The sequence below is a fragment of the Catenovulum agarivorans DS-2 genome (assembly GCF_000568405.1).
Classification (GTDB): domain Bacteria; phylum Pseudomonadota; class Gammaproteobacteria; order Enterobacterales; family Alteromonadaceae; genus Catenovulum; species Catenovulum agarivorans_A.
In genome coordinates, this window is record NZ_ARZY01000001.1 from 275,338 (window position 1) to 293,867 (window position 18,530).

The following is an 18,530-nucleotide window of genomic DNA, read 5'->3' on the forward strand; positions in this document are numbered from 1 at the left end:
ATATGCACGAAGGGTCCATGAAAGCCTGGCTCGAATCTTCCCAGTTCGCCGGCGGTAATGCCACTTATATTGAAGAGTTATACGAACAGTATCTTGATAATCCGCAAAGCGTGAATGAAGAATGGCGCGCTTTATTTGACCAGTTACCTTCTGTCGAAGGTGTAGAGGTTGAAGCCAAACACTCAGACATCCGAGAAGACTTTAAAGCTGCCGCTAAAAAGCCTCATCGCGGTCAAGTTATCGTTCCCCAAATCACTTCTGATACTAAACAAGTTAAAGTTTTACAGCTAATAAATGCATATCGCTTTAGAGGCCATCAACATGCTAACTTAGATCCACTCGGTTTATGGAAACAAGAGCGCGTTCGTGATTTAGAACTAAGCTACCATGAATTAGAGCAAGATGATTTAGACAAACCTTTTAATGTCGGATCATTAGCTGTTGGTGAAGAGCGCTTAAAACTTAAAGACATCCAAAGCACTTTAGTTAAAACCTACTGTGGTTCAATTGGCGCTGAATATATGTATATCACGTCAACGGAAGAAAAACGTTGGTTACAAAAACGCTTGGAATCTGTTCAGTGCAAACCAAACTTAAACCAATCTGATAAAGTTCGATTATATAAAGAGCTAGTTGCAGCTGATGGTTTAGAAAAATATTTAGCAAGTAAATTCCCAGGTGCTAAACGCTTTTCATTAGAAGGCGGTGACGCACTTATTCCAATGCTAAAAACTTTAATTAGTCGAGCAGGTGAACAGGGGGCTAAAGAAGTTGTAATTGGTATGGCTCACCGCGGCCGATTAAACGTACTAGTCAATGTACTAGGTAAAAACCCTTCTGTGTTATTTGATGAATTTTCCGGGAAACACGATGAAACATTAGGTTCAGGTGATGTTAAGTACCATATGGGTTATTCATCAGATTTCGCGACACCAGGTGGCAATGTTCACTTAGCACTTGCGTTCAACCCATCTCATCTAGAAATCGTTAACCCAGTGGTTATGGGCTCAGTTCGTGCGCGTATGGATCGTCGCAATTGTCCTGATGGTTCGTTAGCATTACCTATCACTATTCATGGTGACTCAGCAATTGCGGGTCAGGGTGTTGTTCAAGAAACCTTTAACCTTTCGCAAACTCGTGCATATTCTGTAGGTGGTACAGTTCGAATTGTTGTAAACAACCAAGTTGGCTTTACAACGCATAACCCAAAAGATACGCGTTCTACCCAATACTGTACTGACATCGCTAAAATGGTTCAGGCGCCTATATTCCATGTGAATTCAGATGACCCTGAAGCTGTGGTATTTGCCACTCAAGTTGCCCTTGATTTTAGAAATAAATTTAAGCGTGATGTGGTTATCGATTTAGTCTGTTATCGACGTCATGGTCACAACGAAGCTGACGAGCCAAATGCGACTCAACCATTGATGTACCAAAAAATCAAGAAGCACCCTGTGCCTCGTCAAATTTATGCACAACAGCTAATTGGTGAAAAAGTATTGACTGAGCAAGATGCAGATCGCGCGCTTGATGAATATCGTGCAGCGCTCGATCATGGTGCTTGTGTTGTTGAAGAATGGCGTCCTATGATGGAACATTCGGTTGACTGGCGACCTTACTTAAATCATGACTGGGATATTGCCTACGATGCAGCTATCTCATTAGAGCGTTTAAAGTCGCTCGCAGAAAAATCGTCAGCATATCCAGATAACGTTGTTCCTCAATCTCGCGTTAAAAAGATCTATCAAGACCGTGCGTTGATGGCTAAAGGTGAAAAACCATTAGATTGGGGGTTTGCAGAAACGCTTGCATATGCTGATTTAGTTGATAGCGGAACTCGAATTCGTTTAACCGGTCAAGACTGTGGTCGAGGTACTTTTTTCCATAGACACGCAGTGATTCATAGTCAAAAAGATGCTTCTACTTATATGCCTCTTGAGAATATTAGTGATGAGCAGGCGACGATTGAAATATACGACTCAGTCTTGTCTGAAGAGGCTGTGTTGGCATTTGAATATGGCTATGCAACAGCTGAACCTCAAACACTGACTATTTGGGAAGCTCAATTTGGTGATTTTGCCAACGGTGCCCAAGTTGTCATTGATCAATTCTTGAGCTCAGGTGAAGTGAAGTGGGGTCGTTTATGTGGTTTAACTATGTTGTTGCCGCACGGCTATGAAGGGCAAGGTCCAGAGCATTCATCTGCTCGTTTAGAGCGTTTCTTGCAGTTGTGTGCAGACCATAATATTCAGGTTTGTGTACCTACTACTCCAGCGCAAGTATTTAATATGATTCGACGCCAGGCGATTCGTCCAATGCGAAGACCTTTGGTGGTTATGTCTCCAAAATCATTGTTACGTCACCCGATGGCTGTCTCTACTTTAGAAGAACTGTCAGATGGTGTTTACCACAATGTAATTGGCGAGATAGACGATTTACCTGCAGAACAGGTAGAGCGTGTTGTTATGTGTAGCGGCAAAGTTTATTACGATTTGTACGATGCGCGTAATAAAGGTGAAATTAAAAACGTAGCGATTGTCCGTTTAGAACAGTTGTATCCATTCCCACAAAAAGAAATGGAAGCTGTCATGGAAAAATATGCACACGTTAAAGATTTTGTATGGTGTCAAGAAGAACCACAAAATCAAGGTGCTTGGTATTGTAGTCAGCATCACTTCTGGGACGTTATCCCAACTGGTGCTAAATTAACTTACGTTGGTCGAGCTGCGTCTGCATCACCAGCAGTAGGTTATTTGGCAGTTCACAACAAACAGCAAAAAGAACTTGTGCAACAAGCACTAAGCGTATAACAACGAGAGAACTAAGATATGGCAATTGAAATAAAAGTACCGGTTTTACCTGAATCTGTTGCAGACGCATCTATTGCGACCTGGCATGTTAAAGCCGGAGATAAGGTAACACGTGATCAAAACTTAGTTGATATTGAAACGGACAAAGTTGTATTAGAAGTTGTTGCACCTCAAGACGGTGAAATTCTTGAGATTATTCATGCGGAGGGTGACACGGTTCTAGGCGAACAAATTATCGCAAAGTTGGGTGAAGCAGGTGAAGCACCTGTAGCACCAAAGGCATCAAACGAACAAAGTTCAGCGCCAGCAGCTGACAATCAAGCAAAAGGTGAAAAAGTGCAAATTAAAGTTCCAGTACTTCCAGAATCAGTAGCAGATGCAACAATTGCTACATGGCATGCTCAACCTGGTGACGCGGTTAAACGTGACCAAAACTTGGTTGATATTGAAACTGACAAAGTTGTTTTAGAAGTTGTTGCCCCTGAAGATGGTGTTTTATCTGAAATTTTAGAGCAAGAAGGCGCTACAGTTTTAGGCGAGCAAGTCATTGGCGAATTAACCAAAGGTGAGGGCGCAGCCGCTCCTGCACCAGCAGCTGCTGAAGAAACCACAAGTGAAGAGTCGTCAGATGCATTAACACCTTCTGTTCGACGTGCACTCGCTGAAAACGGTATAAGTACAGAAGAAGCTAGCAAAATCAAAGCAACGGGTGAAAAAGGTCGTTTAACTAAAGAAGACGTAGCAGCTTATGTTAAAGCGAAAGCACAGCGCCAAGCGAGCGCAGATGCATCACAACCGCAAGCTGCACCAGTTGCTGCAGGAGACCGTTCACAAAAACGTGTGCCAATGACTCGTTTACGTAAGCGTGTTGCTGAGCGTTTGTTAGATGCTAAAAACTCAACTGCAATGTTAACGACATTTAACGAAGTTAACATGAAACCTATTATGGATATTCGCAAGGTTTATCAAGAATCGTTTGAGAAGAAACACGGTATTCGTATAGGATTTATGTCGTTCTTCGTTAAAGCAGTTACTGAAGCGTTGAAGCGTTTCCCTGAAGTAAATGCTTCAATTGATGGTGATGATATTGTTTATCACAACTACTTTGACGTAAGTATTGCTGTTTCTACACCGCGTGGTTTAGTTACACCAGTATTAAAAGACACAGACCAACTTTCTCTAGCTGAAATGGAGAAGGGGATTCGCGAATTAGCGATTAAAGGCCGTGATGGTAAGTTAACAATTGAAGAAATGACTGGCGGGAATTTCACTATTACTAATGGTGGTGTATTCGGTTCATTGATTTCTACACCAATTATTAACCCGCCGCAAACGGCTATTTTAGGTATGCATAAGATCCAAGAACGTCCAATGGCGGTAAACGGTAAAGTGGAAATTTTACCTATGATGTACTTGGCATTATCTTATGACCATAGATTAGTAGATGGCAAAGAATCAGTTGGCTTCTTAGTAACAATTAAAGAGTTGTTAGAAGATCCAACACGTTTACTTTTAGATTTATAAAGGCTATTGCCGGCAATTCAATTATTGGTTGTCGGCATCGAAGTGCATTATCTTTGCGAATAATGCATAACCTCCTTAAAACCAATGAAAATGGAAAACTGTCATGAATTTGCATGAATATCAAGGCAAGCAGTTGTTCGCTCAATACGGACTACCTGTTTCAAAAGGTATCGCAGCTGAAACACCAGCTGAAGCGGTAGCTGCTGCTGATCAACTAGGTTACGATAAATTCGTAGTTAAAGCTCAAGTACACGCTGGTGGCCGTGGTAAAGCTGGTGGTGTTAAAGTTGTTGAAAGCAAAGAAGAAATTAAAGCATTTGCTGAAAAATGGTTAGGTAATAACTTAGTTACTTATCAAACAGATGCAAATGGCCAACCTGTTAGCCGTATTTTGGTTGAAGATGTTGCTGATATTGATCGTGAATTATATTTAGGTGCAGTTGTTGATCGTTCTTCACGCCGTATCGTTTTCATGGCATCAACTGAAGGTGGTGTTGAAATCGAGAAAGTTGCAGAAGAAACGCCTGAAAAAATCTTAAAAGCAACTATCGACCCTTTAGCGGGAGCTCAACCTTACCAAGGTCGCGAATTAGCGTTCAAACTTGGTTTAGAAGGTAAGCAAGTTTCTCAATTTGTTAAAATCTTCTTAGGTTTAGCTAAGTTATTTAAAGAAAAAGACGTTGAGTTAATTGAAATTAACCCATTAATTACCACAGGTGCGGGCGACTTACACTGTCTTGACGCTAAAGTTGCTATCGACAGCAATGCGGTAGGCCGTCACCCTGACATCAAAGAAATGCACGATCCGACTCAAGAAGACGAGCGTGAAGCAAATGCTGCTAAGTGGGAATTAAACTACGTAGCATTAGACGGTAACGTTGGTTGTATGGTTAATGGTGCTGGTCTTGCTATGGGTACTATGGACATCGTTAACCTAAATGGTGGTAGCCCAGCAAACTTCCTTGATGTAGGTGGTGGTGCAACTAAAGAGCGTGTTGCTGAAGCATTCAAAATCATCTTATCTGATAGCAATGTAAAAGCAGTATTGGTTAATATTTTTGGCGGTATCGTTCGTTGTGACATGATTGCTGAAGGTATTATCGGTGCAGTTAAAGAAGTAGGTGTTAATGTACCTGTAGTTGTGCGTTTAGAAGGTACAAACGCTGAAAAAGGCCGTGAAGTTCTTGCTAACTCAGGCGTCGATATCATTGCAGCAGAAAGTTTACAAAACGCTGCTGAATTAGTTGTTAAAGCTGCAGCGGAGGCGTAATAATGTCTGTTTTAATTAATAAAGATACAAAAGTAATCTGCCAAGGTTTTACTGGTTCACAAGGTACTTTCCACTCAGAGCAAGCAATTGCTTATGGTACGCAGATGGTTGGTGGTGTTACTCCAGGTAAAGGTGGTCAAGTACACTTAGGTTTACCTGTATTCAACACTGTTAAAGAAGCTGTTGCTGAAACAGGTGCTGATGCATCTGTTATTTATGTACCAGCCGCATTCGTTAAAGATTCGATTTTAGAAGCTGCAAACGCAGGCATTAAATTAATCGTATGTATCACTGAAGGTGTTCCAACTTTAGATATGCTTGACTGTAAAGTTAAGTGTGATGAGTTAGGTGTGCGTTTAATTGGTCCAAACTGCCCAGGCGTGATTACTCCGGGTGAGTGTAAAATCGGTATTATGCCTGGCCATATTCATCAGCCAGGTAAAGTAGGTATTGTTTCGCGTTCTGGTACTTTAACGTACGAAGCGGTTAAACAAACTACTGATGCTGGCTTTGGCCAATCTACATGTGTTGGTATCGGTGGTGACCCAATCCCTGGTACAAACTTCATCGACGTTTTAGAAATGTTCCAAAACGACCCGCAAACTGAAGCAATCGTTATGATTGGTGAAATCGGTGGTACAGCTGAAGAAGAAGCAGCAGCTTACATTAAAGAAAATGTAACTAAGCCAGTTGTTTCTTACATTGCCGGTGTAACTGCTCCTCCAGGTAAGCGTATGGGGCATGCTGGTGCAATTATTTCAGGTGGTAAAGGTACTGCAGACGATAAATTTGCTGCGTTAGAAGCAGCAGGTGTTAAAACTGTGCGTTCTTTAGCTGAAATTGGTAAAGCGTTAGCGGAAAAAACTGGTTGGTAATATCTACTAGTTTTAGACTAAAAAAGCGACTTCGGTCGCTTTTTTTTGTATCTGAAATTAGTATCTCTTGTTATTGGATAGTGAGTTATACCAGTTTGTATATGCTTAGCTGAACGTCGATACGGGGCATTATAAAGGGTATAAAAAAAGCGACCGAAGTCGCTTTTTAACAATTATTGTGCAACGAAAATTAGTTAACTTTAACTAATTTTAATGTGTTGGTCGCTCCAACAGTTTCCATTGCGTCACCGTGGGTCACTAGTATTAAGTCACCTTTTTCTAAATGACCAGCTTCTTTTAATGTTGCTAGCACATCATTGCTTAATGAAGCTGGGTTTGATTTGGTTGAGTCAAAGAAATATGGTTGAACACCACGATATAGCGCACAAGTGGTCAATGTTTTATCATGGCGAGACAAAGCAAAAATGCGAATGCCCGAGCTAATGCGAGACATTAATTTAGCTGTACTACCTGTTTCAGTTAAACAAACAATCGCTTTTACATCACCAGTATGATTTGCAGCATACATAGCTGAAAGCGCAATGGTTTCTGAAATGGATGTGAATTGTTCATCTAATCTATGCTTAGAAGCTAAAACACTAGGGTGTTTTTCAGCGCCAATTGCAACACCAGCCATAGACTGAACAGTTTCTAAAGGATACTTACCAGATGCAGTTTCACCTGATAACATGACTGCATCAGTACCGTCTAGTACAGCGTTTGCAACGTCCATTACTTCTGCACGAGTTGGCATTGGGTTTTCAACCATTGACTCCATCATTTGAGTCGCAGTGATAACTGCACGGTTTAATTGGCGAGAACGAGAAATTAATTTCTTTTGTTTACTCACAAGTGCAGGGTCACCAATTTCAACACCTAAATCACCACGTGCAACCATAACTACGTCACAGTTAGTAATGATATCGTCAATAGCTTCGTCAGTTTCAACTGTTTCCGCACGTTCAACTTTAGCGACTATCTGCGCATCTAAGCCAGCTTCTTGCGCAAGCTCACGAGCATAACGTAAATCCGCACCTGATTGTGGGAAAGACACAGCTAGGAAATCAACACCAATTTTAGCCGCTAATTTGATATCTTCTTTATCTTTGTCGGTAAGCGCAGGTGCAGATAAACCACCACCTAGCTTGTTAATACCTTTTTTGTCAGATAGTTTGCCACCGATTTTAACAGTAGTAAGGATTTTGTTGCCTTCAACACCGTCCACAGTAAGCTGAACTCTGCCATCATCAAGCAATAATGTATCACCAGCTACTACGTCATCAACTAACGCTTTGTAATCTAAGCCAACAGATTCTTGTGTACCTTCACCGCGACCTAAATCTGCATCTAAAGCAAATTTGTCACCTACGTTTAACAAGATAGGGCCATCTTTAAAGGTTGAAACACGAATTTTTGGACCTTGTAAATCGCCCAAAATACCAACATGTAGACCTAAAGACTTTGCAATTTCTCGAACATTTTCGGCTCGTTGAATATGGTCTTCTGGTTCACCGTGTGAAAAATTCATACGTACTACATTAGCACCTGCTTCTATGATTTTTCGTAAATTATCGTCTCGGTCAGTTGCTGGACCTAATGTAGTTACAATCTTGGTTCTTCTAAACATTCGCTTGGCTCCCAAATTATGCGATTTGTGTGTGGGATTAAATATAAGGTATCGATTATACGCAAAAGTGACACCTTATTGAATTAAAAATAGTTTACAGCAAGTTAATGATCTCTCATGCCTTTGCTAAACCTGGATTCTTTGAGTCCATCTTTGACTCGTTTTAAGTTCTCTCTAAATTTGTTGCCTCGTCGCAAGGTGAAACCTGTCGCTAAGATATCGATTAAAACCAACGCCGCTATACGAGAAGACATCGGCATGTAAAGGTCGGTATCTTCGCTGATCTCTAGAGATAAAACTAAATTACATTCCTCAGCTAATGGGCTTGACGCATCTGTAATGCCGATTACAGTCGCATCGTTATTTCGGGCTAATGCGGCGCTCTCAACATGGCTCTTTGTTCGCCCTGTATGAGAGATAAATACCACAACTTCACCTTCCATACTGTTTATACAGCTCATTCGCTGCATTAAAACATCGTCAAAACAAATGACCGGAATATTAAAACGGAAAAATTTATTTTGAGCGTCATGGGCAACTGCTGCACTTGCACCTAAGCCAAAAAACGAAATTTTCTTAGCTTGAGTTAAAATATCAACCGCTTTATTGATTGTATGGGTATCTAAATGATGCCGGGCATGCTCTAATGCAGCCATAGTTGAATCGAATATTTTTTCACAATATGCATCAGGGCCGTCTTCTTCGTCTACATGACGATTTAAATAAGGTGTTCCGCTTGCCAAACACTGTGCTAAGTGCAATTTGAAATCAGGAAAACCTTTGGTTTCCATTCGCCTACAGAATCGATTAACCGTTGGTTCTGATACATCAGCTGCTTTAGCTAAATTGGCAATACTGCTGTGCATTGCACTTTGCGGTGACGCCATAATTACTTCGGCAACTTTTCGTTCAGACTTGCTAAACGTATGTTGTGATTGTGCAATCTTTTCAAGAATATTCATAAACAACTGGCCAAACTTGTTAATATTTAGCCTATTATGCACCAACTTCGGTCGTAATTTAACTACAAAATAACACAAAACGCATATTTTTATGTAACTCAACTACATTTTTGGCTACAATAAAGAACATAATAAGTTTGAATACGTATTCTAGCCATGCAAAATAGTTGCATAAGTTGTAATGAAACTGTTTTTAGTGTTCAATACCGCGCTTAAATTGCGCTTAGGCGCAACTGGCTAATACTATCTTATTTCACTTTAAACGGGGAGCTATCATGGTCTCGCAAACTCATAAGCCATGTGATCTTGTATTATTCGGCACCAAAGGTGATTTGGCACGCCGCAAGCTATTACCTTCTTTGTATCAGTTAGAAAAAGCTGAATTGTTAAACGCTAACTCACGAATTGTCGGCGTTGCACGTCATGAATTGTCACAATCAGAATACGTAGATTTGGTACATGAAGCGTTGCAAACTTTCATGAAAGAAGAAATTTGCGAAGAAACTTGGAGTCGTTTCTCTGCAAAATTAGACTACTGCAAAGTAGACATGAAAAATGAAGCTGAATATAGCGAACTTGCTAAGCATGTTGATCAATCTCAGCGTGTCATGGTTAATTATTTTTCTACACCACCTTCGATTTTCGGTGCCATCTGTAAAGGTTTAAAAGCCGCTGGTTTGATTAACGATGAAACACGTGTAGTGTTAGAAAAACCAATCGGCCACGATTTAGAATCGTCTAAAGTTATTAATGACCAAGTAGCTGAATTTTTTAGCGAAGATCAAACTTACCGTATCGACCATTACCTTGGTAAAGAAACCACATTAAACTTATTGGCGTTACGTTTTGCAAACTCTTTATTTGCAAACAATTGGGATCACAACTGTATCGACCACGTGCAAATTACCGTAGCTGAAGAAGTTGGTATTGAAGGACGTTGGGGTTACTTTGATGACGCTGGCCAAATGCGCGATATGGTGCAAAACCACTTATTGCAAGTATTAAGCTTGGTTGCAATGAACCCACCAGTCAGCTTAGATGCTAGCAGTGTGCGTGATGAAAAAGTACGAGTAATGAAGTGCTTACGTCCAATCACTAAAGAAACGGTTAAAGAAAAAACTGTTCGTGGGCAATATTCTGCCGGTGTTATCAAAGGTAAATCAGTACCAGGTTACTTAGAAGAAGAAGGTGCGAACACTGAGAGTAATACTGAATCATTCGTTGCTTTGCGTGTTGATATAGATAACTGGCGCTGGTCTGGTGTACCTTTCTACCTACGTACAGGTAAGCGTATGCCTGAGAAGTTGACTGAAATTGTCATTCACTTCAAAAACATGCCACATAATATCTTTAAAGAAAGCTATGGCACTTTACCAGCAAACGTTCTAACAATACGTATGCAGCCACGTGAAGGCGTTGAAGTTCAAATGCTAAATAAAGTACCAGGGCTTGACGACCACATGGTATTGCAAGAAACTAAACTTGATTTGAGTTTCTCAGAAGCATTTAAAGACCAACGTATTGCCGATGCGTACGAGCGTTTATTGTTAGAAGCCTTGTTAGGCAATCAATCTTTATTTGTTCGCCGTGACGAAGTTGAAGCTGCATGGTCTTGGGTAGATGGCATCTTTAAAGCTTGGGAACAAACTTTAGATAAGCCTAAGCCTTATCCAGCTGGTACATGGGGCCCTGAAGGTGCAGCATTGCTATTGGCCAAAGACGGTCGTGAGTGGGATTAATAGGGAGCAATTATGCAATTTTCTGAATTTCAAAGTACCGAACAACTTAATACAGAATTTGCTGATCGCGTTGCAAGCTTGCTTGCAACCGCGATTGACAATAAAGGTAAAGCGAGCCTGGTGGTTTCAGGTGGGCGTACGCCATTACCTTTTTTCAAACAACTTTCACAAGCTGACATTGATTGGTCTAAAGTCACTATCACGTTGGCGGACGAACGTTGGGTTGATAAATCGCACGAAGCAAGTAATACTGCATTAGTATTAAATAATTTAATCCAAAACAAGGCAGCAGACGCTACTTTTGTTGAACTTAAAACTTCTGAAGAAAGTGCATTTGGTGCAGAAGCTTCCGTAAAACAGAGCCTGCAGCAGTTCTCTTTTCCAATAGATGTTTTAATTTTGGGTATGGGTGAAGACGGGCATACCGCTTCATTGTTCCCATGCTCAGAACAAATTCAGCAAGGTTTAACTTCAGATGATGTTGTTTTGGCTGTACAACCTACAACTGCGCCACACGAGCGCATGTCGTTTACTTTAAAGACTTTGCTTGAAAGCCAACAGATTTTCGTGCATCTGGTCGGTGATAGCAAAAAGGTTGTATTAGACAAAGCATTAGCAGGTGACAAAGTTGAAGAAATGCCAATTCGCGCAATTCTTAAACAAGACAAAGCACCTGTTGAAGTGGTCTGGGCTGCTAAATAAGCAGGAGACTATCTGTCTATGAACTCAATTGTGCAGGAAGTAACAGAACGCGTAATCGAACGAAGTAAAGAGACGCGTCAAGCGTATCTTAACAAGGTAGAAAGAGCTCGTATTAAAGGGCCTCATCGAGAAGTTTTATCCTGCGGCAATTTGGCACATGGCTATGCAGCCTGTGCCAAACACGATAAAAATACATTAAAACAATTTACTAAAGCCAATGTTGGCATTATCACATCATACAACGACATGCTATCTGCTCATCAACCGTATGAGCATTATCCAAAAATAATAAAAGAAGCAATTGCTGAAACCGGCAGCGTTGCACAAGTTGCGGGCGGAGTACCTGCCATGTGTGACGGTGTAACTCAAGGTCAACCTGGAATGGATCTGAGTTTATTGAGCCGTGATGTAATTGCAATGGCATCATGCATCGGCCTATCTCACAACATGTTTGATGGGGCATTAATGCTTGGCATTTGTGACAAGATTGTACCAGGTTTAGTCATGGCTTCTTTGTCATTTGGTCATTTGCCTTTTGTATTTATACCTGCAGGTCCTATGCCGTCTGGCATTCCGAACTCTGAAAAAACTCGAGTGCGAATGTTATATGCTGAAGGAAAAATTGGTAAAGAAGCTTTGTTAGAATCGGAGTCTGCTTCTTATCACTCTGCTGGTACATGTACTTTTTATGGTACTGCGAATAGTAACCAGCTTGTTGTTGAAATGATGGGGTTACACTTACCCGGCTCTTCTTTTGTTGAAACCGACAGTGTACTTCGCCATGCTTTAACCCGTGCTGCCGCAAAACAAGTAACTAGAATCACACATCTAGGTAACGACTACACACCAATTTCAAAAATAGTAGACGAAAAATCAGTTATTAACGGCATTATTTCTCTGTTAGCAACAGGTGGTTCAACTAACCATACCATGCACTTAGTTGCGATGGCTCGTGCTGCAGGGATTATTGTTGATTGGAATGATTTTTCTGATTTATCCAATGCGACGCCGCTAATGACGCGCATATATCCTAATGGAACAGCTGATATTAACCATTTCCATCAAGCTGGCGGTATGGCTGTATTGTTCAAAGAATTACTAGACGCAGATATTTTACACAATGATGTACATACTGTGTGTGGTCAAGGCCTTGAAAAATATACCAAGACCCCAGTGTTGCAAGATGGCGAATTGGTTTGGGTTGATGAACCGACAAGTTCTAAAGACTTAACCGTTATTGCATCTGCTAAAAAACCGTTCAAACCGAACGGTGGTTTACAGGTTCTTACCGGCAATCTTGGACGCAGTGTTATGAAAACATCTTCGCTGCCTGAAGGTGACGTTAATTTCACCGCGCCAGCGAAAGTTTTCGAGAGTCAACATGCGTTGGAAGAGGCTTTTAAACAAGGTGAATTGGAAGGTGACTTTGTCGCTGTTGTTCGATTCCAAGGGCCTAAAGCTATTGGTATGCCTGAATTGCATAAGTTGACACCTCCTTTGGGTGTACTGCAAGACCGTGGTCAAAAAGTAGCGCTTGTCACGGACGGTAGAATGTCTGGTGCATCAGGTAAGGTGCCAGCCGCTATTCATATGACGCCGGAAGCTATCGATGGTGGTCTTATCGCTAAAGTTAAAGATGGCGATATGATGCTAGTTGACTCTGCAAACGGTAAAGTAGAATTGTTGGTTGATCAAGACGAGCTTGATAAACGAGAAGCGGCCATTCCTCAATTAGTCTCTCAAGAACGAGAAGGCATGGGGCGTGAGTTTTTCGGTTCAATGCGCTCTAGAATGACAGGTGCCGAAGAAGGTGCATGTTGTTTGTTTTATCAGGATTAAACAATGACTAGATTAGTAGCGGATATCGGCGGTACCAATATGCGTATCGCACAAACGGATGGTATTAATAGCATTCGCGATATTAAAAAGTATAAGGTGACGGATTTTGCGTCACCTGTGGATACAATCAAAGCGTATATTAAAGATACTGGTTGTGCTCAGCCTACACATGTTTGTATGGCAATTGCATGTCCGGTGGCAGGCGATCAAATAACCATGACAAATCATTCATGGTCATTTTCTATTCGCCAAAGTCAGCAAGAATTAGCTGTTGAAGCCCTGTATGTGATTAATGATTTTACCGCAGTGGCTTTGTCGGTTCCTTTCCTTGCTGATGAGCAAAAAATTCAAGTTGGTGGCGAACAACCTCAACTGGATAAACCGATTGCAGTATACGGTGCCGGCACTGGCTTAGGTGTGGCTCATGTTGTCCCGTTTGCGGATAAGTGGGTACCACTACCGGGTGAGGGTGGCCATGTAGACTTTGCAACAAACACAGACATCGAAGCCAAAATATTAGCTTTTTTGGCTGACGAGTTGGGTCATGTATCGGCAGAAAGAATAATATCAGGACAGGGTATCGCTAATATATACCGTGCCTTAGCTCATATTAATGATGCGGAAGTAAAATCATTGGAGCCTGCAGAAGTTACCGAAAGGGCGCTTGCTGGGCAATGTGCACTGTGTAAACAGGCACTCGATGTATTTTGTGATACGCTCGGTAGCTTTGGTGGTAATTTGGCGCTGAATTTATTAACTCAAGGTGGTGTTTACATAGCAGGGGGAATTGTTCCACGCTTTATCGACTACGTTGTGCAAAGTGGTTTTAGAAACCGTTTTGATGCAAAAGGCCGTTTTGAGAAACTAAATAAATCTATACCCGTATACATAGTCACGGAAGAACAGCCCGGGTTATTAGGCGCAGCTGCTTATATTGCGCAGAACACATAAGGTTTAAACAAATGGCAACAAGAAATTGGGCTATGCAGCCCCTAGACGTGATGAATGCAGGAAAAGTTGTACCTGTATTAGTATTTAAAAAATTAGAGCATGCAGTACCAGTTGCAGAAGCTTTGATGGAAGGTGGTATCAATGTTCTTGAAATTACTTTACGTACAGAGTGTGCAGTAGACGCTATCGAGTTAATTTCACAGAAATTACCAGAAGCAATTACTGGTTCAGGCACTGTAATTAATGCTCAACAGTTACAAGCTGTTGAAAATGCAGGTGCTAAATTTGCAATCAGCCCTGGTTTAACGCCAAAGTTATTAGATGCTGCTAATCAAAGTAAAACGGCTTTGATCCCTGGCATTGCAACTATTTCTGAATTAATGGTTGGTATTGAGCACGGCTACGATTGTTTTAAGTTTTTCCCAGCAGAAGCAAACGGTGGGGTGAATGCACTTAAATCTATTGGTGGTCCATTCCCGCATATCAATTTCTGTCCTACAGGTGGCATCAGCCCAAATAATCTTAAAGATTATTTAGCTTTACCAAACGTTCGTTGTGCGGGCGGTTCATGGTTGGTTCCACAAGATGCTGTTGAAGCAGGTGATTGGAAACGAATCACTGAATTAGCTAAAGCAGCTTCGCAAGCATAATCTTAGTGTGCTAGGGGGATTGCGCTTTGTTGCAATTCCCTTGTACAAATATAAAGTACAGATACAAAAAAGCCGTCATAGCAGACGGCTTTTTTATTGGAGTTAAAACAGGTTAAACTTAGTTTTTAGCAATGTGCGCAACTAAATCTAATACCTTGTTTGAATAACCAATTTCGTTGTCGTACCAAGATACAACTTTCACGAAAGTATCAGTCAACGCGATGCCTGCTTTCGCATCGAATACAGAAGTACATTTTTCACCGATGAAATCGTTAGAAACAACTTCGTCTTCTGTGTAACCTAAGATACCTTTTAATGCACCGTTAGAAGCATCTTTCATTGCTTGACAGATTTCTTCATAAGTAGCAGCTTTTTCTAAGTTAACGGTTAAGTCAACAACAGAAACGTCAGGTGTTGGTACACGGAAAGCCATACCGGTTAATTTGCCGTTTAGCTGAGGGATTACTTTACCCACAGCCTTAGCTGCACCTGTTGAAGATGGAATGATGTTTTGAGCAGCACCACGGCCACCACGCCAGTCTTTTACAGAAGGACCATCAACTGTTTTTTGAGTTGCTGTTGTTGCATGCACAGTTGTCATTAAGCCATCTTTGATGCCCCAAATATCATTTAATACTTTTGCTAATGGAGCTAAACAGTTAGTTGTACAAGAAGCATTAGATACAATGTCTTGTCCTTCGTAAGCGTCTAGGTTAACGCCACATACGAACATAGGCGTTGAGTCTTTAGAAGGTGCAGACATAACAACTTTCTTAGCGCCAGCTTCAATGTGCTTGCGCGCTGTTTCGTCTGTTAAGAATAGACCCGTTGACTCAACAACGATTTCTGCGCCTACTTCATCCCATTTCAAATCTGTAGGATTACGTTCTGCAGTTACTCGAACTGTTTTACCGTTTACAACTAAGTTGCCGTCTTTAACTTCAACTTCACCTTGGAAACGACCGTGAGTTGAATCGTACTTCAACATGTAAGCCATGTAGTCAACATCGATAAGGTCGTTAATACCAACAACCTCGATATCGTCACGCTCAACTGAAGCGCGGAAAACGAAACGACCAATACGGCCAAAACCATTGATACCTACTTTAATAGTCATAGTGGTTCCTAATTATTTAACTTGAATCATTATGTGTAACCTAACTTAAACAGTTTTGTTTAAGTTAGAGTGACATCGATTTTGTTATAGCGTAAAAACTGGGGCGTATTATACAAAAAATAGCGGACAAAAACCCTAAATTTTTTGCTACAAATACATATATATTCACTATTTAGCTAGTTTTTGAATTCGTATGCGAAAACTGAATAAACCGTGAAAAATCTGTAATTTCGTTTATGCTAAACACAAACAGCTAACTAGGATTCATGATGAACAACGAACTTATTGAGCATATCGCCAAAGCTAGGGGCATTGAAACTAAATACGTAAATGCATGGGGGAAGGAAGAGAGCGTTGATGACAGTAGCCAAGCAAAAATTCTCAAGGCTATGGGTTATGCAATTGATAACCAAAGTGAACTAGAACAACAGCTAGAAAAGGAAAAGTTAAATTATTGGCTCGGTTATATTAACCCAGTCAAAATTGTACGTGAGCACGAGGCGATTGAAATCGAAGTTCGTGTTCCTATTATTCACGCCAATGACCAATTCACCATAAATCTTTTGTTGGAAAGTGGCGAGCGTATCGAACATGTATTTTCGCCAGTTTCTGGTCAAATGTTGGATGTTGTGGTGATTCAGGATATTGAATACCAAGAATATTTAATTGCGATACCACAAGCCTTACCATGGGGATACCATGAACTTGAGTTGATTGATTCGGAAAATAATTTATTGTCTGCCCAATCTTTGGTGGTGGCTCCCGCTCGATGTTATGACGCTCCTGATATCGCTCATGGCAAAAAGATTTGGGGCACGAGTATTCAGTTATACTGTTTACGCTCGAAGCGAAATTGGGGAATTGGTGACTTTACTGATTTAGCCTTTTTAATTGAAAAAATGGCAGCCAGAGGTGCAGATTTTGTTGGCCTAAATCCAATTCACGCCTTATATCCATCTAACCCTGATAGCTGCAGTCCGTATAGCCCATCGTCAAGACGATGGTTAAACTTGTGGTATATAGATCCAGAACTTGTGCCTGGATTTTCACAGTCATCCGAGGTGCAGTCGATTATAACGAGCGACAACTTTCAGCAAACTAAAAAGCACGCTCGCGACGTTGAGCATGTCGACTACAGTGCAGTTGCACATATAAAATTACCCGTGTTGAAGGCCTTATTTAAATACTTTAAGGAGCAGTGCGCACAAAACGAATTTGAGCAATTTGTTGAGCAAGGTGGTGAATCTTTAACACAGCAAGCGATATTTGATGCGGTGCAAGATAATTTACATCAGCAGGGTATTTTTGCTTGGGGTTGGCCAAGTTGGCCAGAAAACTTGAATGAATACCACAAACCTGATGTTGAAAAGTTTGCTGAACAAAACGCTGATTTAGTTAATTTTTATGCTTGGTGTCAATGGGTAGCAGCCACTCAACTTGAGATGTGCCAACAAAAAGCGAAAGCGTTAGGTATGACGCTGGGTATTTATCGTGATTTAGCTGTAGGGGTTAGTTCAGGTAGCGCTGAAGTGTGGGCAAATAGAGATTTGTATTGTGCAGATATCAGTGTAGGCGCGCCACCCGATCCACTTGGACCTCAAGGACAAAGTTGGGGGCTACCACCAATGGAGCCGAATAGACTTTATGAACAAGGCTATCAACCAATAATCGACTTATATCGGGCCAATATGCAATCTTGCGGTGCGTTGCGGATCGACCATGTTATGGCATTATTACGTTTATGGTGGGTGCCAGAGGGTGAACATGCGACACAAGGCGCTTATGTTTATTATCCATTGGATGATCTGCTAGCTTTATTATGTTTAGAAAGTCATAGAAACCAATGTATGATTGTTGGTGAGGATTTGGGAACTGTACCAGCTGGCATACGCGATATTTTTGCTGAAAACAACGTATTGTCTTACCGGGTATTTTTCTTCGAAACAGCTCCTGATGGTGGATTCTATTCACCTTCGCATTATCCAGAACAAGCAATGGCGACATTAACGACCCATGACATGGCGACGCTGAAAGGTTTTTGGCACTGTGATGATTTAAAATTAGGCAAAGAGCTTGGCATTTACAAAGATGACAATGAACTAGAGGGCTTATTTCATGCGCGACATGTTTCTAAGCAAAGAATCTTGGATAGTTTGCATGGGCATGGCGCAATCCCTAACGAAATTTCACACGATGCACACTATGTTGGTATGGATCAATCTTTAAATTACGCGATGCAAGTTCATATGGCAAAAGCAAAATCATCTTTGTTGGCACTTCAGTTGGAAGATTGGTTAGAAATGGATAAACCTGTCAATGTTCCCGGAACTTGCGACGAATACCCAAATTGGCGTAGAAAACTGACCAAAGATATTGAAGATATTTTTGCAATTGCTGAGATAAATCATTTAACTCAAGCGCTAGTGGAAGCTCGACAATCGAGTATTTAAATTAAATTTTGAAA

The 18,530-nt window shown here is 41.1% G+C and carries 13 protein-coding genes; 10 read left to right on the plus strand and 3 right to left on the minus strand.

Features of this window, described 5'->3' with window-relative positions:
* The first annotated feature begins 2 nt into the window (after positions 1 to 2).
* From DS2_RS01255 to sucD, 4 genes are all read left to right on the plus strand, one after another.
* Positions 3 to 2,810, plus strand: a complete 2,808-nt coding sequence (locus DS2_RS01255) for a 2-oxoglutarate dehydrogenase E1 component (RefSeq protein ID WP_035012763.1) — start codon at positions 3 to 5, stop codon at positions 2,808 to 2,810.
* An 18-nt stretch (positions 2,811 to 2,828) separates the two neighbouring features.
* A complete protein-coding gene (gene odhB, locus DS2_RS01260; protein WP_035012764.1) occupies positions 2,829 to 4,334 on the plus strand; it encodes a 2-oxoglutarate dehydrogenase complex dihydrolipoyllysine-residue succinyltransferase in 1,506 nt (501 codons plus the stop codon).
* A gap of 103 nt (positions 4,335 to 4,437) precedes the next feature.
* Positions 4,438 to 5,604 (plus strand): ADP-forming succinate--CoA ligase subunit beta, encoded by a 1,167-nt coding sequence (sucC, locus tag DS2_RS01265; protein ID WP_035012765.1) that lies wholly within the window; start codon positions 4,438 to 4,440, stop codon positions 5,602 to 5,604.
* A 2-nt stretch (positions 5,605 to 5,606) separates the two neighbouring features.
* Complete coding sequence (sucD, locus tag DS2_RS01270; RefSeq protein ID WP_035012767.1) at positions 5,607 to 6,479, plus strand: succinate--CoA ligase subunit alpha; 873 nt, start codon at positions 5,607 to 5,609, stop codon at positions 6,477 to 6,479.
* A gap of 190 nt (positions 6,480 to 6,669) precedes the next feature.
* Here the strand turns inward: sucD and pyk are convergent, their stop codons facing one another.
* Entirely contained in the window at positions 6,670 to 8,106 is a 1,437-nt protein-coding gene (gene pyk / locus DS2_RS01275) for a pyruvate kinase (protein ID WP_035012768.1), read from the minus strand.
* Between the two features lie 104 nt (positions 8,107 to 8,210).
* Entirely contained in the window at positions 8,211 to 9,068 is an 858-nt protein-coding gene (locus DS2_RS01280) for a MurR/RpiR family transcriptional regulator (RefSeq protein ID WP_035012770.1), read from the minus strand.
* Between the two features lie 275 nt (positions 9,069 to 9,343).
* On the opposite strand from DS2_RS01280, the gene zwf reads away from it, so the two are divergent.
* Genes zwf through DS2_RS01305 form a run of 5 tightly spaced genes read left to right on the plus strand, consistent with a single transcriptional unit; the run spans position 9,344 to position 14,949 of the window.
* Positions 9,344 to 10,807 carry a glucose-6-phosphate dehydrogenase gene (gene zwf / locus DS2_RS01285; RefSeq protein WP_035012771.1) on the plus strand — a complete coding sequence of 488 codons (1,464 nt, stop codon included), beginning with the start codon at positions 9,344 to 9,346 and terminating at the stop codon, positions 10,805 to 10,807.
* Between the two features lie 12 nt (positions 10,808 to 10,819).
* A complete protein-coding gene (pgl, locus tag DS2_RS01290; protein WP_035012772.1) occupies positions 10,820 to 11,509 on the plus strand; it encodes a 6-phosphogluconolactonase in 690 nt (229 codons plus the stop codon).
* 18 nt (positions 11,510 to 11,527) lie between these two features.
* Positions 11,528 to 13,348, plus strand: coding sequence for a phosphogluconate dehydratase (edd, locus tag DS2_RS01295; RefSeq protein ID WP_035012773.1), 1,821 nt, complete (start codon positions 11,528 to 11,530; stop codon positions 13,346 to 13,348).
* Between the two features lie 3 nt (positions 13,349 to 13,351).
* Positions 13,352 to 14,299 (plus strand): glucokinase, encoded by a 948-nt coding sequence (locus DS2_RS01300; protein ID WP_035012775.1) that lies wholly within the window; start codon positions 13,352 to 13,354, stop codon positions 14,297 to 14,299.
* Between the two features lie 11 nt (positions 14,300 to 14,310).
* The gene (locus DS2_RS01305) at positions 14,311 to 14,949 is read left to right on the plus strand and encodes a bifunctional 4-hydroxy-2-oxoglutarate aldolase/2-dehydro-3-deoxy-phosphogluconate aldolase (RefSeq protein ID WP_035012776.1); all 639 of its coding nucleotides are present in this window, start codon (positions 14,311 to 14,313) and stop codon (positions 14,947 to 14,949) included.
* Positions 14,950 to 15,067: 118 nt separating this feature from the next.
* On the opposite strand, the gene gap is transcribed toward DS2_RS01305, so the two are convergent.
* On the minus strand, positions 15,068 to 16,066 hold the full coding sequence (gap, locus tag DS2_RS01310) for a type I glyceraldehyde-3-phosphate dehydrogenase (protein WP_035012777.1): 999 nt from the start codon (positions 16,064 to 16,066) through the stop codon (positions 15,068 to 15,070).
* Between the two features lie 269 nt (positions 16,067 to 16,335).
* Between gap and malQ the strand changes: the two genes are divergently transcribed.
* Positions 16,336 to 18,516, plus strand: a complete 2,181-nt coding sequence (gene malQ / locus DS2_RS01315) for a 4-alpha-glucanotransferase (RefSeq protein WP_035012779.1) — start codon at positions 16,336 to 16,338, stop codon at positions 18,514 to 18,516.
* Positions 18,517 to 18,530: the final 14 nt, after the last annotated feature.